At 66.4% G+C, this 26,513-nt stretch carries 29 protein-coding genes; 16 read left to right on the top strand and 13 right to left on the bottom strand.

The features are described 5' to 3' along the window. Window positions 1–32: 32 nt before the first annotated feature. Complete coding sequence (locus ACRCUN_RS19265) at window positions 33–437, bottom strand: hypothetical protein (RefSeq protein ID WP_462143225.1); 405 nt, start codon at window positions 435–437, stop codon at window positions 33–35. Between the two features lie 55 nt (window positions 438–492). Between ACRCUN_RS19265 and msrA the strand changes: the two genes are divergently transcribed. Then, complete coding sequence (gene msrA, locus ACRCUN_RS19260; protein ID WP_462143224.1) at window positions 493–1,008, top strand: peptide-methionine (S)-S-oxide reductase MsrA; 516 nt, start codon at window positions 493–495, stop codon at window positions 1,006–1,008. A gap of 3 nt (window positions 1,009–1,011) precedes the next feature. Here msrA and ACRCUN_RS19255 read toward each other — a convergent pair whose 3' ends face one another. After that, complete coding sequence (locus tag ACRCUN_RS19255) at window positions 1,012–2,355, bottom strand: cytochrome P450 (protein ID WP_462143223.1); 1,344 nt, start codon at window positions 2,353–2,355, stop codon at window positions 1,012–1,014. A gap of 91 nt (window positions 2,356–2,446) precedes the next feature. Here ACRCUN_RS19255 and ACRCUN_RS19250 point away from each other — a divergent pair, with 91 nt between their 5' ends. Next, window positions 2,447–3,058, top strand: coding sequence for a TetR/AcrR family transcriptional regulator (locus ACRCUN_RS19250; protein ID WP_462143222.1), 612 nt, complete (start codon window positions 2,447–2,449; stop codon window positions 3,056–3,058). 4 nt (window positions 3,059–3,062) lie between these two features. Here the strand turns inward: ACRCUN_RS19250 and ACRCUN_RS19245 are convergent, their stop codons facing one another. Then, window positions 3,063–3,914 carry an SDR family oxidoreductase gene (locus ACRCUN_RS19245; RefSeq protein ID WP_462143221.1) on the bottom strand — a complete coding sequence of 284 codons (852 nt, stop codon included), beginning with the start codon at window positions 3,912–3,914 and terminating at the stop codon, window positions 3,063–3,065. Window positions 3,915–3,925: 11 nt separating this feature from the next. Further along, a complete protein-coding gene (locus ACRCUN_RS19240; RefSeq protein WP_462143220.1) occupies window positions 3,926–4,495 on the bottom strand; it encodes a TetR/AcrR family transcriptional regulator in 570 nt (189 codons plus the stop codon). A gap of 53 nt (window positions 4,496–4,548) precedes the next feature. Here ACRCUN_RS19240 and ACRCUN_RS19235 point away from each other — a divergent pair, with 53 nt between their 5' ends. Further along, window positions 4,549–5,220 (top strand): class I SAM-dependent methyltransferase, encoded by a 672-nt coding sequence (locus ACRCUN_RS19235; protein ID WP_462143219.1) that lies wholly within the window; start codon window positions 4,549–4,551, stop codon window positions 5,218–5,220. Window positions 5,221–5,233: 13 nt separating this feature from the next. Here the strand turns inward: ACRCUN_RS19235 and ACRCUN_RS19230 are convergent, their stop codons facing one another. The 5 genes from ACRCUN_RS19230 to ACRCUN_RS19210 form a co-directional block, all read right to left on the bottom strand. Further along, window positions 5,234–6,274: an MMP endo-(1,4)-3-O-methyl-alpha-D-mannosidase gene (locus ACRCUN_RS19230; RefSeq protein ID WP_462143333.1), complete on the bottom strand. Its 1,041-nt coding sequence runs from the start codon at window positions 6,272–6,274 to the stop codon at window positions 5,234–5,236. A 34-nt stretch (window positions 6,275–6,308) separates the two neighbouring features. Then, a complete protein-coding gene (locus ACRCUN_RS19225) occupies window positions 6,309–7,031 on the bottom strand; it encodes a class I SAM-dependent methyltransferase (protein ID WP_462143218.1) in 723 nt (240 codons plus the stop codon). Beyond that, on the bottom strand, window positions 7,025–8,272 hold the full coding sequence (locus tag ACRCUN_RS19220; protein WP_462143217.1) for an MMP alpha-(1->4)-mannosyltransferase: 1,248 nt from the start codon (window positions 8,270–8,272) through the stop codon (window positions 7,025–7,027). The genes ACRCUN_RS19225 and ACRCUN_RS19220 overlap by 7 nt, the downstream gene beginning before the upstream one ends. Window positions 8,273–8,406: 134 nt before the next feature. After that, window positions 8,407–8,865 (bottom strand): PPOX class F420-dependent oxidoreductase, encoded by a 459-nt coding sequence (locus tag ACRCUN_RS19215; RefSeq protein ID WP_462143216.1) that lies wholly within the window; start codon window positions 8,863–8,865, stop codon window positions 8,407–8,409. Further along, a complete protein-coding gene (locus ACRCUN_RS19210; protein ID WP_462143215.1) occupies window positions 8,835–9,395 on the bottom strand; it encodes a cysteine peptidase family C39 domain-containing protein in 561 nt (186 codons plus the stop codon). Before ACRCUN_RS19210 ends, ACRCUN_RS19215 begins: the two co-directional genes overlap by 31 nt. Before the next feature lie 121 nt (window positions 9,396–9,516). Here ACRCUN_RS19210 and ACRCUN_RS19205 point away from each other — a divergent pair, with 121 nt between their 5' ends. The 7 genes from ACRCUN_RS19205 to ACRCUN_RS19175 all read left to right on the top strand — a co-directional run bounded on the left by ACRCUN_RS19205 (window position 9,517) and on the right by ACRCUN_RS19175 (window position 15,120). Then, window positions 9,517–9,810 carry a hypothetical protein gene (locus ACRCUN_RS19205; protein WP_462143214.1) on the top strand — a complete coding sequence of 98 codons (294 nt, stop codon included), beginning with the start codon at window positions 9,517–9,519 and terminating at the stop codon, window positions 9,808–9,810. 95 nt (window positions 9,811–9,905) lie between these two features. Next, complete coding sequence (locus ACRCUN_RS19200; RefSeq protein WP_462143213.1) at window positions 9,906–10,706, top strand: DUF427 domain-containing protein; 801 nt, start codon at window positions 9,906–9,908, stop codon at window positions 10,704–10,706. Between the two features lie 104 nt (window positions 10,707–10,810). Continuing rightward, entirely contained in the window at window positions 10,811–12,658 is a 1,848-nt protein-coding gene (locus tag ACRCUN_RS19195) for a hypothetical protein (RefSeq protein WP_462143332.1), read from the top strand. Between the two features lie 8 nt (window positions 12,659–12,666). Beyond that, complete coding sequence (locus tag ACRCUN_RS19190; protein ID WP_462143212.1) at window positions 12,667–12,834, top strand: hypothetical protein; 168 nt, start codon at window positions 12,667–12,669, stop codon at window positions 12,832–12,834. Next, window positions 12,831–13,274 (top strand): hypothetical protein, encoded by a 444-nt coding sequence (locus tag ACRCUN_RS19185; protein ID WP_462143211.1) that lies wholly within the window; start codon window positions 12,831–12,833, stop codon window positions 13,272–13,274. The genes ACRCUN_RS19190 and ACRCUN_RS19185 overlap by 4 nt, the downstream gene beginning before the upstream one ends. Then, window positions 13,271–14,557 carry a hypothetical protein gene (locus tag ACRCUN_RS19180; protein WP_462143210.1) on the top strand — a complete coding sequence of 429 codons (1,287 nt, stop codon included), beginning with the start codon at window positions 13,271–13,273 and terminating at the stop codon, window positions 14,555–14,557. Before ACRCUN_RS19185 ends, ACRCUN_RS19180 begins: the two co-directional genes overlap by 4 nt. Window positions 14,558–14,568: 11 nt before the next feature. After that, complete coding sequence (locus tag ACRCUN_RS19175) at window positions 14,569–15,120, top strand: isochorismatase family protein (RefSeq protein WP_462143209.1); 552 nt, start codon at window positions 14,569–14,571, stop codon at window positions 15,118–15,120. Here ACRCUN_RS19175 and ACRCUN_RS19170 read toward each other — a convergent pair. Continuing rightward, the gene (locus ACRCUN_RS19170; protein ID WP_462143208.1) at window positions 15,113–15,928 is read right to left on the bottom strand and encodes an enoyl-CoA hydratase/isomerase family protein; all 816 of its coding nucleotides are present in this window, start codon (window positions 15,926–15,928) and stop codon (window positions 15,113–15,115) included. The genes ACRCUN_RS19175 and ACRCUN_RS19170 overlap by 8 nt on opposite strands. Before the next feature lie 90 nt (window positions 15,929–16,018). Here ACRCUN_RS19170 and glgX point away from each other — a divergent pair, with 90 nt between their 5' ends. The 4 genes from glgX to ACRCUN_RS19150 all read left to right on the top strand — a co-directional run bounded on the left by glgX (window position 16,019) and on the right by ACRCUN_RS19150 (window position 20,521). Then, entirely contained in the window at window positions 16,019–18,169 is a 2,151-nt protein-coding gene (glgX, locus tag ACRCUN_RS19165) for a glycogen debranching protein GlgX (RefSeq protein WP_462143207.1), read from the top strand. A 270-nt stretch (window positions 18,170–18,439) separates the two neighbouring features. Beyond that, entirely contained in the window at window positions 18,440–18,883 is a 444-nt protein-coding gene (locus tag ACRCUN_RS19160) for a MarR family winged helix-turn-helix transcriptional regulator (protein ID WP_462143206.1), read from the top strand. After that, window positions 18,880–19,710 (top strand): ATP-binding cassette domain-containing protein, encoded by an 831-nt coding sequence (locus tag ACRCUN_RS19155; RefSeq protein WP_462143205.1) that lies wholly within the window; start codon window positions 18,880–18,882, stop codon window positions 19,708–19,710. The genes ACRCUN_RS19160 and ACRCUN_RS19155 overlap by 4 nt, the downstream gene beginning before the upstream one ends. A 70-nt stretch (window positions 19,711–19,780) precedes the next feature. Further along, entirely contained in the window at window positions 19,781–20,521 is a 741-nt protein-coding gene (locus ACRCUN_RS19150) for an ABC transporter permease (protein WP_462143331.1), read from the top strand. Here ACRCUN_RS19150 and ACRCUN_RS19145 read toward each other — a convergent pair. After that, window positions 20,518–20,970, bottom strand: a complete 453-nt coding sequence (locus ACRCUN_RS19145; protein WP_462143330.1) for a YkgB family protein — start codon at window positions 20,968–20,970, stop codon at window positions 20,518–20,520. The two genes, ACRCUN_RS19150 and ACRCUN_RS19145, sit on opposite strands and share 4 nt — an antisense overlap. Before the next feature lie 114 nt (window positions 20,971–21,084). On the opposite strand from ACRCUN_RS19145, the gene ACRCUN_RS19140 reads away from it, so the two are divergent. Both ACRCUN_RS19140 and ACRCUN_RS19135 read left to right on the top strand, forming a co-directional pair. Next, window positions 21,085–22,242 carry an acyl-CoA dehydrogenase family protein gene (locus ACRCUN_RS19140; RefSeq protein WP_462143204.1) on the top strand — a complete coding sequence of 386 codons (1,158 nt, stop codon included), beginning with the start codon at window positions 21,085–21,087 and terminating at the stop codon, window positions 22,240–22,242. 8 nt (window positions 22,243–22,250) lie between these two features. After that, on the top strand, window positions 22,251–23,357 hold the full coding sequence (locus tag ACRCUN_RS19135; RefSeq protein ID WP_462143203.1) for an acyl-CoA dehydrogenase family protein: 1,107 nt from the start codon (window positions 22,251–22,253) through the stop codon (window positions 23,355–23,357). A gap of 7 nt (window positions 23,358–23,364) precedes the next feature. Here the strand turns inward: ACRCUN_RS19135 and ACRCUN_RS19130 are convergent, their stop codons facing one another. Both ACRCUN_RS19130 and treS read right to left on the bottom strand, forming a co-directional pair. Continuing rightward, a complete protein-coding gene (locus tag ACRCUN_RS19130; protein WP_462143202.1) occupies window positions 23,365–24,699 on the bottom strand; it encodes a maltokinase N-terminal cap-like domain-containing protein in 1,335 nt (444 codons plus the stop codon). Next, window positions 24,699–26,471, bottom strand: coding sequence for a maltose alpha-D-glucosyltransferase (gene treS, locus ACRCUN_RS19125; protein WP_462143201.1), 1,773 nt, complete (start codon window positions 26,469–26,471; stop codon window positions 24,699–24,701). The genes ACRCUN_RS19130 and treS overlap by 1 nt, the downstream gene beginning before the upstream one ends. Window positions 26,472–26,513 lie beyond the last annotated feature (42 nt).

Genomic DNA, 26,513 nt, shown 5'->3' with positions numbered 1-26,513 from the left:
GAACACGTTCTAGTCGCGTTTGTCGAGGGTCCTCACTCCACGGCCATGACGACCCGATCGCCGAGCGGGCCCTGCAGCGGCACGTCCATCGTCGCGTCGACCGCGAGCGCGATGCACATCCGGCCGACGGCCTCCGGCGGTGTCCCGCCGTGCAGTTCGACCATCACCGTTTCGGACGTCTCCTGCGTGGTCAGGTGTACGCCGAAGCAGTCCGGGGTGCCCGCGGTGAAGTTGATCCGCAGGCCCTGCCCGTCGCGGCTCCACGAGTCGATCTTGGTCGTGTGCTGATCGACGATCCAGGGGTTGTCGTCGAGGACCGTACGTGCGGGATCGGCAGGCGCCTCCGGCACGACGACGGTGTTCGGCTCGGCGGCTGCGACCGGCGCCGTTGCGGCGAGGAGTAAACCGGTGAGCGCGGTGGTTACCACTACACGCATGCGCTCCACCGTAGCGCCGCGCACAATGAAGGTGACAGAAGGAGAGAACGCGCATATGAGCAACCACTCCACGGCCATCCTCGCCGGCGGCTGCTTCTGGGGCATGCAGGACCTGATCCGTAAGCAACCCGGCGTGGTGTCCACTCGCGTGGGCTACACCGGCGGCCGCAACGACCATCCCACGTACCGCAACCATCCCGGCCATGCCGAGGCGATCGAGATCGTCTACGACCCCGCGCAGACCGATTACCGCGCCCTGCTGGAGTTCTTCTTCCAGATCCACGATCCGACCACGAAGGATCGCCAGGGCAACGACGTCGGCACGAGCTACCGGTCGGCGATCTTCTATCTCGATGACGAGCAGAAGCGCATCGCGCTTGACACCATCGCCGATGTCGACGCGTCGGGCCTGTGGCCGGGCAAGGTGGTCACCGAAGTCACGCCTGCCACTGATTTCTGGGAGGCCGAACCCGAGCATCAGGACTACCTGCTGCGCTACCCCAACGGGTACACGTGCCATTTCCCGCGGCCGGGCTGGAAGCTGCCCAGGCGCGAGACGGCCACCCAGTAGGCGTCAGGCGCCCAGCGGCTCCGTGCGGCGGCGGACGACAACTCGTCCGCCCGCCGCGGGCGTGTAGGCCACCCCGCGGGAGTGCACCTTCTCGTCGGGCTCAGTGGTTGTCTCGATGATGAAGTGCCGCAACACCGTTCGCAGTACGACGTCCATCTCGATGTTGGCGAACGCGGCGCCGACACAACGCCGGGTGCCGCCGCCGAACGGAATCCAGCCCAATCCGGGCCTGCTGCCGACGAACCGCTCAGGGTCGAACCGGTCCGGATCGGGGAACTCCTCGTGGCGTTCCTGGATCTGCGAGATCGCGACGATGATCGAGTACCCGCGCGGGATCACCCAGTCGCCGAGTTGGAACGACGGCGCGTACACGTGCCGGCCCGCGAAGTCGATCACGGTGCGGGCCCGCTGCACTTCCAGAATGGTGGCCTGGCGGTACTCGTTGCCGTCGGTGGCCGCCTCGGCGACGAGCCGCGCCAGCACCTGCGGATGGCGGCTGATGCGCTCGAAGGCCCAGCCCAGCGTCGAGGCCGTCGTCTCGTGCCCGGCCGCAAGCAGCGTCAGTAGCTCGTCCCCGATGTCCTTGCGGGACATGGTCGAACCGTCCTCGTAGGCGCTGCGCAGCAACAGCGCCAGGATGTCGTCGCGACGGTCGAAATCGGGATCGGACTCGACCCGGTCGATCAGCCGTTCGATCACGTCGTCGTACTGCCTGCGGTAAGCCGCCAGCCGGCCCCACGGGCCGAACCGGCCATAGGTGCGCTTCGGCGTCGGCAACACGGCGAGCCGAGAGCCCAGCGTGACCCACGGCGGAATGATTCTGCGGAGCTCGTCGAGTTGCTCACCGTCGGCGCCGAACACCGCACGCAGAATCGCGTTGAGCGTTATCCGCATCATCGGTTCGAGCGTTTCGAACTCCTGCCCCTCGGGCCAGGTCGCCGACTCCCGCAGGGTCTCTTCTTCGAAGATCTTCTCGTAGTTCTTGATGCTCTTGCCGTGGAATGGCGGGGTGAGCAGCTTGCGCCTGCCGCGGTGATCGGCGCCGTCGAGTGCGAACACCGATCCCGAGCCGAGGATGCGGCTCAGGTTCGGTTGGATGTTGCCGACGTCGTCGGTGTTGGCCTGGAAAAGCTGTTTGGCCAGTTGCGGTTCGGCGACAATGACCGCGCGTCCGAACACCGGGACTTGCAGGGTGAAGATGTCGCCGTAACGGCGCGACACCTGCTTGACGACCCAGCGGCGCGCCGCCATGAAGGCCACGCCCTGCACCAGTCTGGGCAGCTGCGGGCCCGGCGGGATCCGGTGGGCGTGCGCGGAAGTTTCGAGAACGGGCACTGTTTCGGTCATGCCATCTCCAAGCCAGGTCTTGGTACTGCGGTGTACCAGAAGCAATGTGTAGTACGGTACTCGCAGGTACCACACAGCGCAAGGGGGTCTCATGACTACTGCGCTCACCGGTGCCGGCTCGAATACCGGCACCGACGCGTTCCGGTTGCGGCTGCTGGACGGGCTGACCGCCGCCATCAACGACAAGGGCTACCGCGACACGACGGTCGCCGACATCGTCCGCCACGCCCGTACATCGAAGCGCACGTTCTACGACCAGTTCGCGAGCAAGGAAGAGTGCTTCATCGAGCTTCTGCGGGCCAACAACGCCGCGCTCGTCACCCGGATCCGCGCCTCGGTCGACGCCGATGCGGCGTGGCAGGACCAGATCGGCCAGGCCGTCGGCGCCTACGTCGACCACATCGAGTCGGCGCCGGCGATCACGCTGAGCTGGATCCGCGAACTGCCCGCCTTGGGCAGCGCGGCCCGCCCACTCCAGCGCGCCGCCCTGCGCGAACTCACCGATCTGCTCATCGAACTCAGCGACAGCGCGGGTTTTCGGCATGCCGACTTGCCTACGCTCACCCGGCCGATGGCGATCATCCTGCTGGGCGGTTTACGCGAACTCACCGCGCTCATCGTCGAGGACGATCGCGACATTCGCGAGATCTACGAGCCGGCGCTGGCGGCGTCGAAAGCCATCCTCGGGCCCCGGCCGGACTAGCGCGTCAGCGGCGCGAACGCGAATAGCCGAGGAAACGCAACAGGTACCGCGGCACGGATCTGGCCGGAACCCGAGTCGGCCAGGCATCGGGACGGAAATAGGCGTCGGAACCACCATCGACGAAAACTACGCTGCCACAAAGGAAATCGGCCGCATCGGACAGCATGAACATCATCCAGTCGGCGAGTTGGCCGGCATCGCCGTAACCACCGACGGGCACCGGAAACGCCTTGACGGCCTTGGCGTCCGCCGGATCGGCCAACTGCTCTTCGAGCAGGGGTGTCATGATCGCGCCGGGAGCCAGCGCATTCAGGCGGATACCTGCGCCGGCCCACTCGACGCGCGTCGCCTCGCGACGCACCCAATGCGACACCGCGGTCTTGGAGGCGGCGTAGATCATCACGGCCGAGGCCCTGCCGTAGAAGCGCACCGCCCGCACAGCTCTGTCGGCGTCTCCGGCCAGAAGTGACCGCACAGCCCGCTTCGGCACTGCGGGCGTCGTGGTCGTCGAGTTACTGCCTACCACAACGACTTTGGCGCGGCCGGCGCGAGCCAGGGCCGGACGCCACGCCGTCAGCAACGCGACGACCCCGAAGAAGTTAACCTGAGCGATCTGGCGCTCACGACCCGAAGCGGGCCCCAACCCCGCCGCTAGTATCGCGCCGTCGAGCGTCCCCGCGCACCGCGCCAGGACGGCATCGGCGGCCACCCGTCGCCCGTCCTCGGTCGACAGGTCGGCCACGACATCGCTGTCCTTGATGTCGACGCCGATGACCGTGTGACCGGCCGCGCGCAACCGCTGAGCCGCCTCGAAACCCATGCCGGACGCCGACCCGGTGACTGCGTACGTACCCATCGCGGCGAGCTTCAGCTGAGCACCAGCCGCGCCGACTTCTCCAGGCGCCGGGAGATATCCGGGTACGACTCGTAACCCATACCGGCCCACACGAGGGTGCCGGTATAGAGCAGCTCGAGTGCCTCGATCACGTCGGCATCCACGTCGGGGCCGAGCGCCGCGACGAGACGCAGGCGGATGTCGGCACCGATGCGCTGCCGCAGGACGTCGACATCGGGGTCCTTGCCGAGCAGCGCGTTGGTCACCGCACCGGCGAACTCGGGCTCGTCGGCGACCAGCGACGCGATGTGCTGCAGTACCTCGACGACACGGGTGGCGGGGTCGGATGACTCGTGCACCGCGGGCGGTGAGCCCGACAGCCGGCGCCAGAACACCTCGGCGACAAGGTGTTCCTTCGACGAGAAATAGGTATAGGCAGTCGCCGAACCGACGCCTGCCTCGGCAGCGACCCGGCGCACCGTCAGCCCCGTGAAACCCTCGCGGCTGATCAGCTCAACGGCGGCCCGGCCCAGACGTTCGACGGTGTCAGCCTGCCGTGCGCTCAGACGACGGCGAGTCGACTCCAGAGCCGGATCGGACACGTGTCCGGACGCTACTACAACTACGGGTGACCAGCAACGGTATGTTGTCACCCATGAGCCCCGCCGACACCGCGCTGCCGCCGCGCGCCGAGCGCTTGTTCACCCTGGCCGAGCAGGTCATCGGCTTCATGCCCGCCGATGAGGGCCGTGCGCTGTACGACGCCGCGGTCACCTACCTCCACGGCGGCGTCGGGGTAGAGATCGGCACGTACTGCGGCAAGTCGACGGTCATGCTCGGCGCGGCGGCTCAAGAGACCGGCTCGGTGCTCTACACCGTCGATCACCACCATGGTTCCGAGGAACACCAGCCCGGCTGGGAGTACCACGACACCACCCTGGTCGACCCGAAGACGGGACTGTTCGACACGCTGCCCACGATGCGGCACACACTCGACGCGGCAGGCCTCGACGAGCATGTGGTCGCCATCGTCGGAAAGTCGCCAATCGTCGCCCGTGGTTGGCGAATGCCGTTGCGGCTGTTGTTCATCGACGGTGGTCATACCGAAGAGGCGGCCCAGCGCGACTTCGAGGGGTGGGCGCGCTGGGTGGAGGTCGGCGGCACGCTGATCATCCACGACGTCTTCCCCGATCCGGACGACGGCGGGCAGGCGCCGTTCCACATCTATCAGCGCGCGCTGAACACCGGAGCGTTCCGCGAGGTCTCGGCGACGGGTTCGATGCGCGTACTGGAACGCACTTCGGGCACACCGGGCGAGCTGGACTGACGCCCCAGCCGGTCTAGTTGACCACGCACTCGCAGTCGTATTCGCCTTCGAGTCCGCGTGGCAGACCCTCGCCGCGGAAAATGCCGCTCGCGGCGGTGGCCGACGACAGCGCGTCGGCGGCCAGGATCATCGCCGCACCGGTCCAGGTGGTTCGCTCTTCCGGCCAGCGCTTGCCATCGGCGAAAACCAGTCCGGTCCAATAAGATCCGTCGCCCTCCCGCAGATGGTGCATGGCGGCGAACTGCTCGTGGGCCCGACGGGTGTCGCCGATCGCGTCGAGCGCCATCACGAGCTCGCACGTCTCGGCTCCGGTGACCCACGGCCGGTGGTCGACGCAGCGGATGCCCAGTCCCGGCACGACGAAGTCGTCCCAACGGCCATCGATCCGGGCTCTGGCGGCATCGTCGCGCAGCGCACCGCCCAGCACCGGGTAGTACCACTCCATCGCATGAGTGTCCTTGGCCGCGAACGCTTCCGGATGTTCGGCGATGGCGTGGCGGAGGCGGCCGACCGCGACCTCCCATTCCGGTTGCGGATCGCCGAGGTAGTCCGCAAGGGCCAGCCCGCAGCGGATGCTGTGGTAGACGCTCGCACATCCCGTCAGCAGCGCCTCCTCGACCGGGCCGGAAGGCGTACTGGCCCAATAGATCTCGCCGCCCGGCGCCTGCAGCCCGAGCACGAAGTCGATGGCTCGGGTCACCACCGGCCACATCGTCTCGGCGAAGCCCCGGTCGCCGGTGATGAGCACGTGGTGCCACACCCCGGTCGCGACGTATGCACAGAAGTTGCTGTCGCTGTTGGCATCTTCGACGACACCGTTGCGCAGCTGGATCGGCCAGGAGCCGTCGGCCCGCTGCACGGTGCGGCACCAGTCGAACGCCGCGCGGGCCGGTTCGATCAGACCGGCCACCGTGAGCGCCATGGCGTTCTCGACGTGATCCCACGGATCGGTGTGGCCGCCGTCGAACCACGGCAGCGCACCTGAGGATTCCTGGGTTGCGGCAATCGACCGCGCGGTCTGTAGGCAGTCGTCCGGCGTCAACACACCGGGCACCCTGGGGAGCTCAGGCAAGCGCAAGATCCACCACCTACTTGCCGTTGCCCGGCTTGACGAAATACAGCGCCACGCTCTTGCCGATGAGCGGGTTGAGCAACGATTCGGCGGTCCGGGTGAGCCATGGCCGGCCCATCATGTCCCATACCAGCAGCTGGTGATACGCCTTGACTGCCGGGTGATCGTTCTTCTCGGTGCCGACAGCACATTTGAGCCACCAGTAGGGCGAATGCAGGGCGTGCTCGTGATGGGTGTGGGTCAGCTTGAGCCCGTGTGCGAGCACCTTGTCGCGAAGCTCGTCGGCCTTGTAGATCCGGATGTGGCCGCCCTCGTTGGCGTGGTATTCGTCCGACAACAGCCAGCACACCTTCTCGGGCAGCCAGCGCGGAACTGTGATCGCCAGGGAGCCACCGGGTTTGAGCACCCGGACCAGCTCGGCGATGGCGCGGTCGTCCTCGGGAACGTGCTCGAGGATCTCCGAGGCGATGACACAGTCGAAGGTGCCGTCGGAGTACGGCAGATCCAGCGCGTCACCTTTGACCGCCTCGCCCCGCGCCGAGAGCGGAACCTCGCCCTCTTCGCGCATCGCCTGCAGCATCGTGTCGACGTCGTTCAGATCGGACACGCTCTGGTCGAAGCCGATCACGTGCGCGCCGCGCCGGTACGCCTCGAAGGTGTGCCTGCCCGCGCCGCAGCCCACGTCGATCACCGACGTGCCGGGGCCGACGCCGAGCCGGTCGAAATCGACGGTCAGCATGGCTCCACCTTCTTCCCCATCCGTTCCCGCGCCAGGTCGTAAACGGATACCGTCTGCGCCGCAACCGATTCCCAGCTGAAGACATCCAGTGCCCGCTGCCGGCCTGCCGCGCCCAGCTTGCGCCGCTCCAGCGGCGAGTCGAGCAACTCGCCGAGCACCGAGGTGAGTTCGTCGACATCGGCCGGCCGCACCAGCCGCGCACATTCGCCATCCGGCCCGACCACTTCGGGAAGGGCACCGGCACGGCTGGCCACGATCGGCGTGCCGCTGGCCATCGCCTCGACCGCGGGCAGCGAAAAGCCTTCGTAGAGCGAGGGAATGCAGGCGACCTCGGCCGAGGCCAGCAGGCCGGCCAGTTCATCGTCGGTCAGCCCGCTCGAGCTGTGCACGATGTCGGAGATGCCGAGCTCGGCGATCAGCTTCTCGGTCGGGCCGTTGGGCTCGAGCTTGGACACCAGCTGCACATCGAGATTGCGTTCCACGCGCAGCCGCGAAACGGCATGCAGCAGATGGCTGATGCCCTTGAGCGGTACGTCGGCACTGGCGATCGCGATGATCCGGCCGCTCACCCGTTGCTCGGCGGGTTTGAACAGCTCGGTGTTCACGCCGAGGGGGACGATGTGCAATTGCCCCGGCGCCACCCCGAAGTCCTCGGCGATGTCGGCGGCAGACGATGACGACACCGTGAGCAGTTCCGGGATCTGCCGGGCAACCTTCTTCTGCATCTCGGCGAATCCATACCACCTGCGCACCAAGGGTTTACGCCACCACTTGGCCGCGGCCACGTCGACAACGCGGTCGCGGGTGATGGGATGGTGCACAGTCGCGACCACGGGTAGACCCAACCCGGCGATCTTGAGCAGATCGGAGCCAAGGCTCTGATTGTCGTGAATTACGTCGAACTCGTCGCGGCGTTCGGCGAGGATGCGCGCGACCCGCATCGTGAACGTGCGGGGTTCCGGGAAGCCGGCCGTCCACATCGTCAGCAGCTCAAGCGCGTCGATGTGGTCGCGGATCTCGCTGGGCCGCGGAACCCGGAACGGGTCCGGCTCGCGGTACAGGTCGAGGCTCGGCACCTTGGTCAGCTTCACCCGCGGGTCCAGGCCGTCCGGATACGGCTGCCCCGAGAAAACCTCAACGTCATGGCCGAGCTCGGCGAGGCCGCGACTGAGGTGGCGCACATAGACGCCCTGCCCGCCACAGTGGGTCTTGCTCCGGTACGACAGCAATGCGATGCGCATATCAGCTCACCCGGCGTCCGGAATCGCGCTGAACTGGCAAGACGCGGTCACGCGCCGACTCCGAACCCTCTGGACATGTGTCCAGACTATAGTTTGACGTGCTAGCCGACGCAACGCGTTCGCTGGGCGGCGGCTCACCGCGGCGGTGGAAACCCGCCGGTCGCGACCGGACCCCACCGCGTCGGCGTGACGCGGATGAGGCACTTGCCCTGATCCACCATCGCCTGCCGGTACTCAGCCCAATCGGGGTGTTCACCCGAGATCGACCGGAAGTAGTCGACCAGCGGTTCCACCGCGTCGGGCAGCCCGATCACCTCGGCGTCGCCGTCGATGTGGACATACGGTCCGTTGAACTCATCGGACAGCACGGTCACGCTGGCCCGCGGCGTGCGGCCGATGTTGACCGACTTGGCTCGCTGCGGGTAGCTCGCGATCACGATGCGCCCCTGCTCGTCCACACCCCCGGTCACCGGGGAACTCTGCAGTGATCCGTCGGCCCGGAAGGTCGTCAACACCATCCGGTGCCTGGGCCGCACGAAGTCGAGAAGCTCGTCGATACCTACTACGTCTGCGGTCGCATAGTTTCTGGCCATACTGCGACGCTAGTGGGAAGTACCAACGCGAACGGCCGGGCGAATCCCAGGCCGGTTATGCGCGCCTCCCGCACGGCCGCCACCCCCACGCCGATGACGCGACCCGATGACGGCTCGTAGCACTGCAGCGCATCGTCGTCCGCATCGACGATCAGCACCCAGTGCCGCGGTATGCCCCGTTCACCGATGAGCATCGCGACCGGGAAACCTTCGGTCACCGCTCCAAGCACATCCACGAGAGCGTCGCGCCTGCCCCGAAACCGCCGCCATTTGTAGGCAACTCCGCGAGCCGCGCCCAGGTCGGTCAACGCCCGCGCCATGCCTGCCGGTGTCGTGCCGAGCCGGCGCGGCCAGACCCGGTTGACCGAGGCGTGGATGCGGCCCTGTTCTCCGGCGAACCACGCTTCGCCATCGGGTTGCGACAGCCTCGCGCGGCGGGCCGGGTCAAGCACTGCACCCGCGACGGTCGCAACGGCCGGTCCGCATGTGATCCCGTCGCGCTGACGCAGCCGCATTGACGCCGGTCTCATTGTCTGCACACAAATTCTGACATCGGTCAATAAATTCCTGCCACTGGAATTAAAGGGTCTGACCTGCTGGTTTATCCAGATGTAACGCAGCCTAGCGAAGAGGAACAGAAGGAGCGCGAAAGTGCAGAAAACAGCGAAGGGGTTCGGGGTTGCCACCATCGCCGTAAGTGGATTGGCCGCCGCGATCATCGGTTTGGCCGGACCAAGCCAAGCCGCACCCAGCGGACCGGACAACGCCCAGGAGACGATCAGCCAACTGCAGCGGCAGGGCTATGTGGTGATAGTCAATCGGCTCGGCTCGGCGCCGCTCGACCAGGCCACCGTCGTGGCGGTTCGGCCCGGCCAGAACTACAGCCGTACCGACACACTCAATTCGAGCGTCACCCAGCGGACGGTATACGTCGACGTGAAGTAGCGTCGGCGATAACCAGAGCCCTTGCCACCAGGCAGGGGCTCTTTGCTTTTACCGACCGGCACGCAGAACTGCCTGCTGCGGTCGATAATGAAGAAATGGCGGTGAAAATGGCCGATCTCTTGGCGAGTCACCTGCAATCGCTGCGATATCAGCCGACTGCCAAACGAATTCGAGCCTGCATGGGCGGCGAGCCCGTTGTCGACACGTGCGAAGCCGTGCTGGTGTGGGAACCGCGGCGGGTGGTGCCGACCTATGCGGTGCCGCGCGCCGCCCTCAGCGCTCAACTCGTCCCGGCCGGTGGCGATTGCGGCGACGATGAGATACCTGGGTTCCTCGATCCGTCGGTGCCGTTCACCGCGCACACCTCCCCCGGCACGTGCTTCGACGTCATCGCCGGCGAGGAGACCGGGCCGGCGGCGGCCTTCCAGCCCGACGATCCGGACCTTGCCGAGTACGTGATCCTCGACTTCGCGACCTTCGAATGGCGCGAAGAGGACGAGCCGATCGTCGCCCACCCGCACGACCCGTTCCACCGCATCGACATCAGGCGCAGCCGTCGCACCGTTCGCATCGAACTCGACGGCAAGGCCATCGCGGAGTCGTCCCGCCCGCTGCTGTTGTTCGAAACCGGGCTGCCGACGCGGTTCTACCTCCCACGCGAGGACGTGTCGACGGCTCTCGACCTCAGCAAGACCGTCACATATTGCGCGTACAAGGGCCGTGCCAGCTATTACTCGGTGCCGGGCGGACCTGCCGATCTGGCCTGGACCTATCACGAGCCCCTCGTCGACGCCGAACCCGTGCGCGATCGCATCTGCTTCTTCGACGAGCACGTCGACGTCTTCGTGGACGGCGAACGCCGGGATCGCCCGGCGACGCCGTGGAGCAGGCGCTGAATATCCCAACCCAGCGGTACCGGGTACCTCTGTTTACTCGCCAGTAGTTCTGGCAACATCACCCACCGTGACATCCGTTCGGACATAGTCAGTGGGTGGGGATCATGATCGGTTCGTCGAACGTTTCGGTCAGCGCTGCGGCAGGCACCGAGGGCGGGGGCGCCGCACTCGACCAGGTGATCGGCATGTCGGTCGTCGCGATGATCGTCACGGTCGCGCTGTTGTGGATCGGCTACCTGCACCGGCAGCGCCGCATCACGTGGCTCAACAACTTCGCCGAACGGCTCGGGCGCAAGTTCCACCGGCCGCCGTGGGTCGCGCTGCAGGTGTTCCTGTTCACCGCGACCATCATCTGCGCGCTGTTCGGCTTCATCTGGGACGTGAGCCTGCACATCGGGAAGGGCCGCGACGCCGGGCCGCTGGCCAACCCGGCTCACTACTTCATCCTGATCGGCCTCTTCTTGTTGTTCATCGCGGGCTCGATGGCGATCGTGCTGCCCTACGACAAGCCAGGGCCCGCCGCGATCCGGATCACCCGCAGTTGGTATGCGCCCGTCGGCGGCGTCCTGATGGCGTTGTGCGGCCTGTACGCCCTCATCGGCTTCCCGCTCGACGATGTCTGGCATCGCATCTTCGGTCAGGACGTGACCCTTTGGGGCCCAACACATCTGATGTTGATCGGCGGTGCGGGACTGTCACTGATCGCAGTGCTGCTGCTCGAACACGAGGGCCGCGTGGCGATGGGGCCCGAACTCGCCGACGACACGAAGTTCAACAAGTTCCTCTACTACCTGTCGTTCGGCGGCCTGTTCATCGGGCTGTCGGTGTTCCAGATCGAATACGACTTCGGCGTCGAACAGTTCCGCCTCGTGCTGCAACCGATGATGATCGCAGGCGCCGCGGCGCTGGCCGCGGTCGCGGCGCGGCTCGTGCTCGGCCCGGGCGGGGCGCTCATCGCCGCGGCGTTTGCCATCGTGCTGCGTGGTGCGGTCGCGTTGATCGTCGGCCCCGTCCTGGGTGCTCCGACCAGTTGGTTCGCGCTGTACCTTGGCCCGGCACTGGTGGTGGAGCTGCTGGCACTGACCCCACTAGTCAAGCGGCCCATCATCTTCGGCGCGGTCGGCGGACTGGGCGTTGCGACGGTGGGGCTGTGGCTGGAGTCGTTGTGGATCGGCGCGGTGTACCGCTACCCATGGCCCACCAGCATGTGGGGCGAGGCGCTGGCGATGGCGATACCCGTGGCGATCGGCATGGGGTTGTGCGGTGCGCTGCTCGCGCTCGTGCTCACGGGCCAGCGTCTGCCGCGGCCCGCCGCGGGCATCTCGATCGTCGTGGCGACCGTCCTGGTGATCGGCGGAGCGGTTACCAACGGCCTGCGTACCGAGGTGCCCGAAAGCGCCAACGCGACAGTCACTTTGACCGACCTTCCCAGCGACACCGACCAGCGCATGGTTTCGGCCGACGTACAGATCACCCCGGCGAACCTGATCAGCGACAACCCGGAATGGGTGTCGATCCTGGCCTGGCAGGGCGGGCTCGACAATGAACGCGGACTGGTGGTCGACCGGCTCGAGAAGGTCGGCCCCGGCCACTACCGCTCGACCCAGCCGATCCCGGTGTCGGGCAGCTGGAAGACGGTTCTGCGGGTCCAGGACGGGACCACGATGGCCGGCGTTCCGGTGTTCCTGCCCGCCGACCCCGGCATCGGTGCCGAGGAGACTCCCGCGCAGGCATCTGCCACGCGAGATTTCGTGCAGGAGATCACGCTGCTGCAGCGCGAACGCAACCTGAACCACCCGTCGTGGTTGTTCAACGTGGCTTCGCTGGTGGTGCTCGTGTGCACGCTGATTCTGATAGCCGCACTGACGTGGGGTGCGGGCCGGATCAACGCGCGAGAGCTGGCCGCGGGCAGCAAGATCGACGAGCCACGGCCGGTGCAACCGCAGACGTGATAGCTGCCATGACCACCTACCAGGCCGACCACACGTTGCTGCTGGCGTTGCCCGCCTTTGCGCCCGCCGTGGTGGTGGTCGGGGTGGTTGTCTACATCGCCATGCGGGACCGGCGGCGGGGAGACGTGGCTCACAGTGAAGGTGAGGACGACGCAGGCCAAGATGGTTCACCGTGACCAACCGTAGAAGCAGTTTTATCGTCGTGGCGACCGCTCTCGCACTGGTGACGGCCGGTTGTGGGGGTTCGGAGAACTCCGAGGGCACGGGCAGCGCAGCGAGCAGCCCGGCCACCCCGTCAGAGTCCACCGTCAGCCCGTCGGACATGACCGATCAGCAGCAGGCGCCCAACCGACTGGTGATCGACGTGACCATCAAGGGTGGTGAGGTGACCCCGACCAACGCCCAATTGCAGGCCAAGGTCAAAGATCCGATCGTGGTGCGGGTCAACAGCGACGCCGCCGACGAACTCCATGTGCACTCCAATCCCGAGCACACCTTCAAGATCGAGCCGCGCAATGGCCAGCAGTTCCAGTTCACGGTCGACGTTCCCGGCACCGTCGACATCGAGCTGCACGAGCTGAGCCGCGTCATCGCCAGCGTGCAAGTGCAGCAGTGACTTCGGACCGAACCGCGCTGCTGGCCCATGGCCTCGGCGGTTCGACCGATCTTCCGATTCCGTACACGTACGCACTGATCGGTGCGGCGTGGACGCTGACGTTCACCTTCGCCGTCGTGGCCCTGGCCTGGCGGCGGCCGAGATTCGATCCCGCGAAGCCGGGACGGCCGCTGCCGGGCTGGGTGACGACCGTGGTGGACTCCCCTGTCACCCGGTGGACGGTCGGCCTGCTGGCGCTCGCGTTCACCGGGTGGGTCGCGGTCGCCGCGTTCCTCGGGCCGCAGGACGCGTCGAATCCGCTGCCCGGTATCTTCTACGTGCTGCTGTGGGTCGGCCTGGTCGCGCTGTCACTTCTCATGGGTCCGGTGTGGCGGGTCATCTCGCCCGTGCGCACCGTCTACCGGTTTCTCCCGAGCACCACGCGCCGGTATCCCGAACGCCTCGGCTACTGGCCCGCCGCCGCGGGCCTGTTCGCGTTCGTGTGGCTCGAGCTGGCCAGCCCGGACCCGGGATCGCTTGCGGCCATTCGCAACTGGCTGCTCGTGTATCTCGCGGTGACGCTCGCAGGCGCGGTGTGCTGGGGTGAGCGATGGTTGTCGAACGCCGACCCCTTCGACGTGTACAGCATGGTGGCGTCGCGGTTGTCGCCGCTGCGCCGGTCCGAAGGCCGCATCGCGATCGGGAACCCGTTCGACCATCTGCCGTCGTTGCCGGTGCGGCCCGGTGTCGTCGCGGTGCTCGCGGTGCTGCTCGGCTCGACGGCATTCGACAGCTTCTCGGCGATGCCGCAATGGCGCAATTTCGTCGACGACAACTCCGGTTCGGCGCTCGAAGCCTCCCTGATCCGCACAGCCGGATTGCTCGTGTTCGCCGGCACGGTGGCGGGAACGTTCTGGTTGGCCGCCCGCGCCACCGGCGGGGTCGACCGCGAACGCCGCCGCGAGCTGCCCGGCCTCATGGCGCATTCACTGATCCCGATCGTGATCGGCTACGTGTTCGCCCACTACCTGTCCTACCTCGTTGAGAAGGGGCAGCAGACCGTCATCCTGCTGTTCGGTCTCGACGGTGTCGAGGTCAATTACTTTTTGTCGCAACATCCCTCGTTGTTGGCGACGCTCAAGGTGGGCTTCGTTCTTGCCGGTCACGTCGCCGGGGTGATCGCCGCGCACGACCGCGCGCTACGGCTGCTGCCGAAGCCCAACCAGTTGACCGGACAGCTCGCGATGATGCTCGTGATGGTGGGCTATACGTTCACCGGGCTGTACCTGTTGTTCGGCGGGTAGTTTCTAGAAGCATGAAGGCACTCATCGTCGTCGACGTGCAGAACGATTTCTGCGAGGGCGGCTCGCTTGCGGTGGCGGGTGGGTCGGCCGTGGCGCGCGCCATCACCGAGCTGCTGGCAGGCGAGCACGGCTATCACCATGTGGTGGCGACCAAGGACTTTCACATCGACCCGGGCGAGCACTTCTCCGAAACCCCGGACTACCGGGTGTCCTGGCCGCGCCATTGCGAGGCCGAGACGCCGGGGGCCGAGTTTCATCCGGAGTTCGACGCGTCGACGGTGCAGGCCGTGTTCAAGAAGGGCCACTACTCGGCGGCCTACAGCGGGTTCGAGGGCACTGACGATTCCGGGACGACGCTCGTGGATTGGCTGCGGCAGCGTGACGTCGACACGGTGGACGTGGTGGGCATCGCGACCGACTACTGTGTCGCGGCCACCGCGACCGACGCGGCACGAGCCGGATTCACGACGCGCGTCCTGACCGGCCTGACGGCCGGTGTCGCACCGGACAGCACCGCCACGGCGGTCAGCGAATTGCGTTCCGCCGGAGTGCAAGTCAGCTAGTCGGATCGATCGGGCGGCCGGTCCAGCGCGGGTCGCGGCGCTCGGTGTGGGCGCGCACGCCTTCGCGCGCGTCGTCGTGGCCCATCAGCCGCAGGTGGATCTCGGTCTCCCTGGCGCCGACGGCGTGCCGATCGAGGTCGAACGAATCCCACAGCAGCCGCTTGCTGGCCGCGACCGACATCGGCGCGGTGTTGACGGCGATGTCATGCGCCAACTCGAGCGCCGCGGGCAGCACGTCGTCCGCGGGCAGTACCCGGCTGCCGAGACCGAGTTGCACGGCGCGATGCCCGTCGAAAGTCCCGCCGCTCAACAGTATCTCGGCGGCGTTGGCGAGCCCGGTCAGGCGCGGCAGGATCCAGTGCGAGTACGCGTCACCCACCATGCCGCGCCGCGTCTGCACCACGCCGTAACGGGCGTCGGCCGCGAAGAACCGGATATCGCACTGCAACGCCAGGGTCAGCCCCAGCCCGATCGCGTGACCGTTGACCGCGGCGATCACCGGCTTGGCCAGCGTCCACGCCGGCACCGCGATGCCCGCGGCGCTGAAGTCCGGACCCGGTTCGGCGAACGTGCGGTCGCCGGCACTGAGGTCGGCGCCCGCACAGAATGCGGGCGGCGCGCCGGTCAGCACGATCACCCGGACGCCGTCGTCGCGGTCGCAGCGCGTATAGGCCTCGGCCAGTTCCTCACGCATCCCATCGCCGAAAGCGTTGCGCTGCTGTGGGCGGTTGAGCGTGATGGTTGCAACAGAATTTTCGAGTTTGAAATTCAGCGTTCGGTAGTCGGGCAGGTCAGAGCTGGTGGGCAAAGGCGGCTCCCTCTCGCACGCACGAGGCCGAGGTGTTGCTCCAGTGTGCATTGCGCCACCGCCGCCACCGCGGCGGCCTAAGGTCGATTTGTGCATCCCGCAGACCGAACATCCGAGACCGAACTGGAAATCTGGCGGGGCAAGGCCTACCCGCTCGGCGCGACGTATGACGGCTCCGGCACCAATTTCGCGCTGTTCAGCGAGGTCGCCGACCGGGTCGAGCTGTGCCTGTTCGACGACGACGGCGCCGGTGGAGCGCGGGAGACCCGGATCGTCCTGCCCGAGGTGGACGGATTCGTATGGCACGGGTTCATCCCCGGCATCGAACCGGGCCAGCGCTACGGCTATCGCGTGCACGGTCCCTACGATCCGGCCGCTGGCCACCGCTGCAATCCGAACAAACTGCTGCTCGACCCGTACGCCAAGGCCATCGACGGTGCGTTCACGTGGGGGCAGGAACTGTTCTCCTACAACTTCGGCGATCCGGACAGCCGCAACGACGAGGACTCGGCGGCCAGCATGCCGAAGTCCGTCGTGATCAATCCGTACTTCGACTGGGGCACCGACCGCCCGCCTAACCACGAGTACGCCGACACCGTGATCTACGAGGCGCATGTCAAGGGCCTGACCGAAACCCATCCCGACATCCCCGATCAGATCCGCGGTACCTACACCGCGGTCGCACATCCGGTGATCATCGAGCATCTGCAGTCGTTGGGCGTCAACGCGCTCGAGCTGATGCCCATACATCATTTCGCCAACGATTCGACGCTCGTCGACAAGGGACTGTCGAACTACTGGGGATACAACACCATCGGATTCCTTGCGCCCGACCACAAATACGGCAGCAGTTCAACCCCGGGCGGCCAGGTTCAGGAATTCAAGGCCATGGTGCGTGCCCTGCACGACGCGAACATCGAGGTGATCCTCGACGTCGTCTACAACCACACCGCCGAAGGCAACCACCTTGGCCCGACACTGTCCATGCGCGGAATCGACAACGCGGCGTACTACCGGCTCGTCGATGACGACAAGCGCTACTACATGGATTACACCGGAACCGGCAACAGCCTCAATGTGGGGCATCCGCATTCGCTACAGCTGATCATGGATTCGCTGCGGTACTGGGTCACCGAAATGCACGTCGACGGTTTCCGGTTCGATCTCGCCGCGACACTGGCCCGCGAGTTCTACGACGTGGACCGACTTGCCGCGTTCTTCGAACTCGTACAACAGGATCCGATCGTCAGCCAGGTCAAGCTGATCGCCGAGCCATGGGACGTCGGTCCGGGTGGCTATCAGGTCGGCAACTTCCCGCCGCAATGGACCGAATGGAATGGCAAGTATCGCGACACGGTGCGCGACTTCTGGCGTGGCGAGCCGGCGACGCTCGATGAATTCGCTTACCGGCTCACGGGTTCGGCGGATCTCTACGAGCACACCGCCCGCAGGCCCGTCGCCTCGATCAACTTCGTCACCGCACACGACGGTTTCACGCTGGCCGATCTCGTGTCGTACAACGAGAAGCACAATGAAGCCAACGGCGAGGACAACAAGGACGGCGAAAGCCACAACCGGTCGTGGAACTGCGGCGTCGAAGGGCCGACGGACGACGCCGAAATCCTGGCGCTGCGCGGGCGCCAACAGCGGAACTTCCTGACGACTCTGCTGCTGTCGCAGGGCGTTCCGATGATCAGCCACGGCGACGAGCTCGGCCGCACCCAGCGCGGCAACAACAACGGCTACTGCCAGGACAACGAGCTCACCTGGATCGACTGGGGGAACGCCGATGTCGATCTGCTGGAGTTCACCCGGTCGGTGTCGGCGTTGCGCGCCGCACATCCGGTGTTCCGCCGGCGGCGCTTCTTCAGCGGGAAACCCGTCGGCAGGCGTGGCGAGGCAGGCCTGCCCGACATCGCGTGGTTCGCGCCGGACGGATCCGAGATGACCGGCGAGGACTGGGGTTCGGGGTTCGCGAAGTCGGTCGCGGTGTTTCTCAACGGTCTCGGCATCCCCGATCGTGACGCCCGTGGCCAGCGGGTCACCGACGACTCGTTCTTCCTGTGTTTCAACGCGCACTACGAGCCCATCGAATTCGCCTTGCCGCCGAGCGATTTCGGGGCTGAGTGGGTGCCGGTGATCAGCACCGCCGAAAATCCCGCCGCCGAACCGATCGCGGCCGGTGCGCATGTCACCGTCGAGGCACGGGCCGCACTGGTGTTGCGGAGCGACCAAAATTGACGCTTGCGTAGGAGTTGCTAACCGTTGCGATATCCCGGTGTGTACCAGGAAGTATGGTACGTTTTTCAAGTAGCAGCCGTGGCCGCCTAGCAGGCGCCGAGCTACCGCTCGGTGCCACCGGCCGGGCGGGCCGGGGGTGGAAGCCGAAGAGCGGCGGCAACTACCCTGCGGCCACGGCTGCGGCATTCGAGAGTCCCCATTTCCTCACGTTCGACAGCCGCGACACCCTCTCGATGTGAAATACCTCTGTTACAGAGTTATCCTGGCCGTGTGGACGATCTGGTCGGCGAACTCTTCAACGTTGTCGGTCGATTCCGGCGTCAGTTGCGCCGGTCGACCGGGGGCGGATTCGACAGCACCGGACTGACGCAGTCCCAAGGCGAGCTCCTGCGCCTCGTCGGCCGCCGGCCCGGGATCTCGGTGCGCGAAGCCGCGGCCGAGCTCAGCCTCGTCCCCAACACCGCATCCACTCTGGTGTCGCGGCTGGTCGCCGACGGCATGCTGGTCAGGACGGTTGACGAGGCCGACCGCCGCGTGGGCCGGTTGCAACTCACCCCGTCCGCACAGCGCATCGCCGACGAATCCAGGGCCGCGCGGCGCGCGGCGCTCGCGGCCGCGCTCGCCGAACTCGACGATGGTCAAATCGACAACCTGGCAAAGGGATTGGATGTGCTGTCCGAACTCACCCGCCTGCTGCACGAGAAGGGCACATGACCCAACAGCCACCTGCCATCGACTGCCGTAATCTGACCCACCGCTACGGTGAGTTCACCGCGGTCGACGACCTCACGCTGCAAGTACAGCCCGGCGAGACGCTGGGCCTGCTCGGCCCGAACGGTGCGGGCAAGACCACCGTCGTGCGGGTGCTCACCACCCTCACCCCCGTTCAGAACGGCGAAGTCCGCATCTTCGGATTGCGCGCCGGCAAACACACCATGGATATCCGGCACAACATCGGCTATGTACCCCAGCAACTTTCGATCGAGTCGGCGTTGACCGGCCGACAGAACGTGGAGCTGTTCGCGAGGCTGTACGACGTACCCCGGGCCGAGCGTGCGGAGCGCGTCACCGCGGCGCTGGAATCGATGCACCTGCTCGACGTCGCCGATGACGCGGCGGGCACCTACTCCGGCGGCATGGTGCGCCGCCTCGAACTGGCCCAGGCCCTGGTGAACCGGCCGCTGTTGCTCATCCTCGACGAACCGACCGTTGGCCTGGATCCGATTGCCCGCGACAGTGTCTGGGAACAAGTGCGCCACATGCAGGCCGAGTTCGGCATGACGGTGCTGCTGACTACCCACTACATGGGCGAAGCGGACGCGTTGTGCGATCGCGTCGCACTCATGCATCACGGCCGCCTGCAGGCCGTCGGCACGCCCGCCGAGCTGAAGACCACGGTGTCCGGGCAAACCGGCTCCGCCGAAACCACGCTGGAAGACGTCTTCCGCCACTTCGCGGGTTCGGATCTCGATGCCGAAACCCAGCACTCGGGTATCCGCGAAATCCGCGCCACGAGAAGGACGGCCCGCCGTGTCAGTTGAATCGACCGCACGCACCCGACTGGTCTACGCACCGCGGGGCTGGCGCCGCCTGCGCGGCCTGGTCCTGCGGATGGGCGCGTTCGCGCTCGTCGAACTGCAGAAGCTCCGCCACGATCGGACCGAGCTGTTCACGCGACTGGTCCAGCCCGCCCTGTGGCTGCTGATCTTCGGCCAGACGTTCAGCCGCCTGCACCTCGTCGACACCGGCGGACTGCCGTACCTGACGTTCCTGGCACCGGGCATCATCGCGCAGTCCGCGCTGTTCATCTCGATCTTCTACGGCATCCAGATCATCTGGGACCGGGATGCGGGCATTCTGGCCAAGCTCATGGTGACGCCCGCACCCGCGTCGGCACTGGTGAGCGGTAAGGCATTCGCGGCGGGCGTGCGTTCGGTGGTCCAGGTGCTCGGCGTGGTCGTGCTCGCCTATCTCATGGGCATCGCGATGACGGTCAACCCGCTGCGGATCCTCGCCGCGATGGGCGTGGTGGTCCTCGGCTCGGCGTTCTTCGCATGCCTGTCGATGACGCTCGCCGGTCTCGTGCGCAAGCGCGATCGCATGATGGGGATCGGACAGGCCATCACGATGCCGTTGTTCTTCGCGTCCAACGCGCTCTATCCCGTCGACATCATGCCGGGCTGGCTGCGCTGGCTGTCGACCGTGAACCCGCTCAGCTACGAGGTGAACGCGCTGCGCGGGTTGCTGATCGGTACGCCGACAAACTGGCTGCTCGACATCACTGTTCTGGTGGTGGCCGCCGTAGCGGGGGTCGCGGTCGCATCGACATTGCTGAGACGGCTGGTTCGTTAGCGGGCGCGCAGGGCGTCCGCCAGAGTCCAGATCGAGATGCCCAGCAGGGCAACATCTTTGATCAGGAATCCACCGGTGACGGAGAGCGCCGGGAAGCCGCCCGCCGACGCCTCGAAGACACCTGGCGTGGTGAACAGGAAGCTGATCGTGGCGAGAAAGAGCAGGATCGCAAGCAGGCTGCCGCCGATCGACACCTTCGGCCACCACGGCTTGACGGCCAGCAGCACCGCGGCGGCCAGCTCGAACACGCCGAGCAGGCTCGAGAACGCGCGGACCGAGAAGATGTCGTAGAGCCAGCCCATGAACGGGCTGGCCGCGACCAGCGGCTGGATACCCGCGGCCTCGTAGGCCATGAACTTCAGGCCGCCGAACCAGGCGATCACCACCACCAGGCCGTAGCGCGCCGCCAGGCCGGCGACGGTGTCGAGCGTGGCATCGGTGCGATTCATCAATGAGTTGTTGTTCGTCATGCCCCGTAGTGCGTGGCCGAAGCTGGACCGTTACACGTCCCAACCAACCGGTGGTTTAGTGTGCAGTCAGATCCACCGAGCAGGGAGACGGTCATGCAACTGGCGCTCACACCGGAGGAAGCAGCCTTCAGAGACGAGCTGCGCACCTTCTACACCACGAAGATCCCCGCCGAGATCCGCGAGCGGTCTCGCCAGGGTCTCGAACTGCGCAAGGAAGACTTCGTCACCGCGCACAAGATCCTGCACGAGCACGGTCTGGCGGTGCCGAACTGGCCGGTCGAGTGGGGCGGCAAGGACTGGACACCCAACCAGCATCAGATCTGGCTCGACGAGATGCAGCTGGCATGTGTCCCCGAGCCGCTGACCTTCAACGCCAGGATGGTCGGACCGGTGATCGCCGAGTTCGGGTCGCAGGAGGTCAAGGAGCGTTTCCTGCCGCCGACCGCGGCCCTCGACATCTGGTGGTGCCAGGGCTTCTCCGAGCCCGAGGCCGGATCCGATCTGGCCTCGCTGCGGACAACGGCCATCCGCGACGGCGACACCTACGTCGTGAACGGCCAGAAGACCTGGACGACGCTCGGCCAGCACGCCGACTGGATCTTCTGCCTGGTGCGCACCGACCCGAACGCGCCCAAGAAGCAGGCCGGCATCTCGTTTCTGCTGATCGACATGAACACCCCGGGCATCACGCTGCGGCCCATCAAGCTGGTCGACGGCAGCTTCGAGGTCAACGAGGTGTTCTTCGAAGACGTCCGGGTGCCCGCCGACCAGCTCGTCGGTGAGGAGAACCAGGGCTGGACGTACGCCAAGTTCCTGCTCGGCAACGAACGCACCGGCATCGCGCAGGTGGCCCGGACAAAGGTCCGCCTCGCCGAGGTGAAGGAAAGGGCCAAGGAATCCGGTCTGCTGTCCGACCCGCTGTTCGCCGCGCGGCTGGCCGAGGCGGAGAACGACGTGCTCGCCCTTGAGCTCACCCAGATGCGGGTCACCTCGGCATCGGCCGACGGCAAGCCGAGCCCGGCGTCGTCGGTGCTCAAGCTGCGCGGCAGTCAGCTCCAGCAGACCGCGACCGAGCTGCTCGTCGAGGTGGCAGGCCCCGATGCGCTTCCGTTCGACGCGGGCGACATCGCGTCACCCGAGTGGGCCCAGCTGGCCGCACCGCATTACCTGAACTACCGCAAGACCTCGATCTACGGCGGCAGTAACGAGGTACAACGCACCATCATCGCGTCCACCATTCTCGGATTGTGAGTTGAGCCATGGATTTTCAGCTGACCGACGAACAGACCCTGCTGGCAGACACCACGCGTGACCTGCTGTCGTCGAGCTATGACGCCGAGACCCGCAACAAGGTCGTCGATTCCGACCCGGGCTACAACCCGCAGGTGTGGAGCCAGCTCGCCGACATCGGCGTACTCGGACTGGGTTTCGACGAGGATTCCGGCGGACAGATCGAGATCATGCTGGTGTTCAACGAGCTCGGGCGTCAGCTTGCGCCCGAGCCGGTGCTGCACGGCGCGATCGGGCCGGGTTCGCTCATCGCCGAACAGGGCAGCGCCGACCAGCGGGCACTGCTCGACGAGGTGGCTGCCGGACAACGGCTGCTCGCCTTCGCCCACGCCGAACCCGGACCGCGCGGCGCGGCGATCGCCACGACCGCTGCCCGCGAAGGTGATTCGTGGACACTGACCGGCACCAAGAATCCGGTCTTGGCCGGCGACAGCGCCAACACGCTGATCGTGAGTGCGGCGTTGCCGGACGGCGGCGTCGGACTGTTCCTGGTGGACGCGTCGGGCAGCGGGGTCACGCGCACCGCTTACCGGACCTTCGACGGACGGCGCGGCGCCCAGATCGAGCTCGCCGCCGCGCAAGCCGAGCCGCTCGGCGAACCGGTCGACGCGACGGGCGCCATTACCCGTGCGCTGGTGCGGATCTCGTCGGCACTGTGTGCCGAGGCGGTCGGCGCGATGGAAGAGGCGCTGCGCCTGACGACCGATTACCTCAAGCAGCGCAAGCAGTTCGGCGTCACCCTGAGTAAGTTCCAGACGCTCACGCAACGGGCCGCCGACATGTACATGTCGCTGGAACTGGCACGCAGCATGACGAACTACGCCGCCATGTCGATCGCCGACGGCGAGTTCGACCCGGTCATCGCGGCGCGGGCAAAGCTGCAGATCGGTCGCTCGGGCAGGCACATCGCGCAGGAGTCCATTCAGCTGCACGGCGGGATCGGCATCACCGCGGAGTATCCCGTCGGGCATTACGCGGCGCGGCTCACCGCGATCGAGCACACGCTCGGCTCGTCGCAGGACCAGTTGCACACCCTCATCGGGCAACTCGCCGACTACGAGATCGTCACCCTGTAAGAGTGCGTCAGCCCGCCAGCCGGGCCACGGAACCCATCGGGATGGGTAACCAGCTCGGCCGGTGCCTGGCCTCGTAGGCCGCCTCGTAGACCGCCTTGTCGAGTTCGTAGGCGGCCAGCAGCTCGGGCTGATCGCGCGGATCGGCGCCCGCGACAACTGCGTAGCCGTCGCAGAACGCCGCGCTGTTGCGGTCCACCCACTCGCGGGCGCGTGCCGCGAGCTGCCGGGCCCGGTCCTCGTCGGCCGCCTGCTCCACCAGTCGCTGGTGTGCGGCGTACTCGAATGACCGGAGTATGCCCGCGACGTCGCGCACCGGTGAATCCGGGCGCCTGCGTTGTTCGAGCGGCTGGCCGGGTTCACCCTCGAAGTCGATCAGGAGCCACCGCTCGGGCGTGCGCAGCACCTGGCCGAGGTGAAGGTCACCGTGCACGCGTTGCACGGTGACGAGTTCACCGGCGAGCTTGTGATAGCGCTCCTCGATCAGCGGAACATATTCGCGCAGTTGCGGTACCGCCTCCACGGCAGCCGCAAGCCGCTGCAACATGATCTCGGTGGGGAAGGGTGCGGACTCGGCACCGAGCGCATCGGCCAGGCACGCGTGCACCGACGCGACGGCTTCGCCGAGCCGGTACGACTCGCCGGCGAAATCGCCGCCGACCTCATCGGCGTACAGATCGCCCTCGGCATAGAGATCGCGGGTGCTTGCCGTCGCCATGTCCCAGCCCTCGGCGGAGTTCGCGGCGAACTCGGTGACCATACCCAACGCGTACGGCGAACCGTCCCAAGTGGTTTCGAACGAACCGAGCAGCCGGGCCACGTGCGGGTTGTCGGCCCTTGCCAGGACGCGGTTGAGTTCGATGTCGGGATGCACGCCGGGCGTGATACGCCGGAACACCTTCAGCACGGCGTCCTGCCCGAACACCACGCTGGTGTTGCTCTGCTCTGCCGACGACACGCGCGGTGGGGCCTCCAGCGGCAGTTCGGCACCGGGTTCGCTGGAGAACGTCACCCCGTCGACGGTCGCGGATTCGCCGATGAGCGACAACAGGTATCGCGCGGCGTCCGGATCGTACAGCGCGTCGTAGGCGGTGCGGTCGTCCTCTGAGCCGATGGTCGCGACATTGCTGTATTCGTCGATCGGGCCTTTGATCTGCGCATGGTCGAACTCGACGATCACCTGGTACCGCTCGGATGCGCCGCCGGCGTAGGTCACGTCGAGCAGCACCAGTTTCAATCCGTCACGCAGTGTCGCCACCATACCTGGTGTGGCAGAGGTCAATTCGCGGTTGCGGCCGGCATACCACCGTTGCCCCGACAGCCAATCGCCGAAAGGAATATTCATCACTGTGCTCCCGGTTCTGGGTCAGGCTCACGAAGCTCGAACCAGTAGAACCCGTGCCCCGGCAACGTGAGCAGGTACGGCAGTTGGCCGATACTGGGAAACTCGACATAGCCGGACATCTCAACTGGAATGTAGCCCATCCACTCCTGCAGGTTCAGCTCGATGGGCTGCGGGAAGCGCGACAAGTTGTTGACGCACAACACGGCGTCTTTGGTCCCGCTGTCCCCGTTGCCGCCGTCGATCTCACGCACATAAGCCAGCACCGAGGGGTTGGACCCCCCCAACTCCCGGAACGATCCGACGGCGAACGCATCGTGACGGCTACGCACCGACAACATGTTGCGCGTCCAGTTCAGAAGCGAATTCGAGCTGTCGCGCTGAGCTTCGACGTTGACCGACTGGTACCCGTAGATCGCGTCCTGATTGGGCGGCAGGTACAGCCGGCCCGGATTGGCCTTGGAGAACCCGGCGTTACGGTCCGGCGTCCACTGCATCGGGGTGCGCACGCTGTCGCGGTCGCCCAGCCAGATGATGTCACCCATGCCGATCTCGTCGCCGTAGTACAGCACCGGCGAACCCGGCAGCGACAACAGCATCGCGGTGAACAGCTCGATCTGGTTGCGGTCGTTCTCCAGAAGCGGTGCGAGCCTGCGCCGGATACCGACGTTGGCCTTCATCCGCGGATCCTTGGCGTACTCCGCGTACATGTAGTCGCGCTCTTCGTCGGTGACCATCTCGAGCGTGAGCTCGTCGTGGTTGCGCAGGAAGATTCCCCATTGCGCCATGTCCGGTATGGGCGGTGTCTGCGCGAGGATCTCCGAGATGGGGAAGCGCGACTCCCGCCGCACAGCCATGAAAATCCGTGGCATCAGCGGGAAATGGAAGGCCATATGGCATTCGTCGCCGCCGGTGGCCGGATCACCGAAATACTCCACCACGTCGGCCGGCCACTGGTTGGCCTCCGCGAGCAACACGCGCCCGGGGAATTCGTCGTCGATCACCTTGCGGCACTTCTTGAGGAACGCGTGTGTCTCCGGGAGGTTTTCGCAGTTCGTGCCTTCGCGTTCGAACAGATAGGGCACCGCGTCGAGCCGGAATCCGTCGATGCCGAGGTCCAACCAGAACCTCAGCACGTCGATCATCGCTTCCTGCACGGCCGGGTTGTCGTAGTTGAGGTCGGGCTGATGGGAGAAGAACCGGTGCCAGTAGAACTGGCGGCGAACCGGGTCGAACGTCCAGTTCGACTCCTCGGTGTCGACGAATATGATCCGCGCATCCGGGTACTTGTCGCTGGTGTCGCTCCAGACGTAGTAGTCGCCGTACGGCCCGTCGGGGTTGCGCCGGGATTCCTGGAACCACTCGTGCGAATCCGAGGTGTGGTTCATCACGAGATCGGTGATGACCCGGATCCCGCGCCGGTGTGCGGCATCGAGGAGCTCGACGAAGTCGTCGACCGTGCCGAACTCGGGCAGCACCCGGTAGAAGTCACGGATGTCGTAACCACCGTCGCGCAGCGGCGAATCGTAGAACGGGGGCAACCACAGGCAGTCGACCCCCAACCATTTCAGGTAGTCCAGCCGCTCGGTCAGGCCGCGCAGATCGCCGACGCCGTCGGCATTCGTGTCGTGGAACGCCCGCACCAGCACCTCGTAGAAGACCGCCCGCTTGAACCAGCTGCGGTCGGTCGGCAGGGCCCTGGCATGAGCGAAATCCTCAGCGGTCGGATGCTCCACCACGCCTGCCTCGACGTGGCTTCCCTGATTGACGTCCATCTCCCTCCCATCCTCGGTTCAACGTACCCACTTCGAAGGTGT

This window comes from Mycobacterium venezuelense (assembly GCF_054919535.1).
This window is presented reverse-complemented; position numbering and strand designations above follow the sequence as displayed.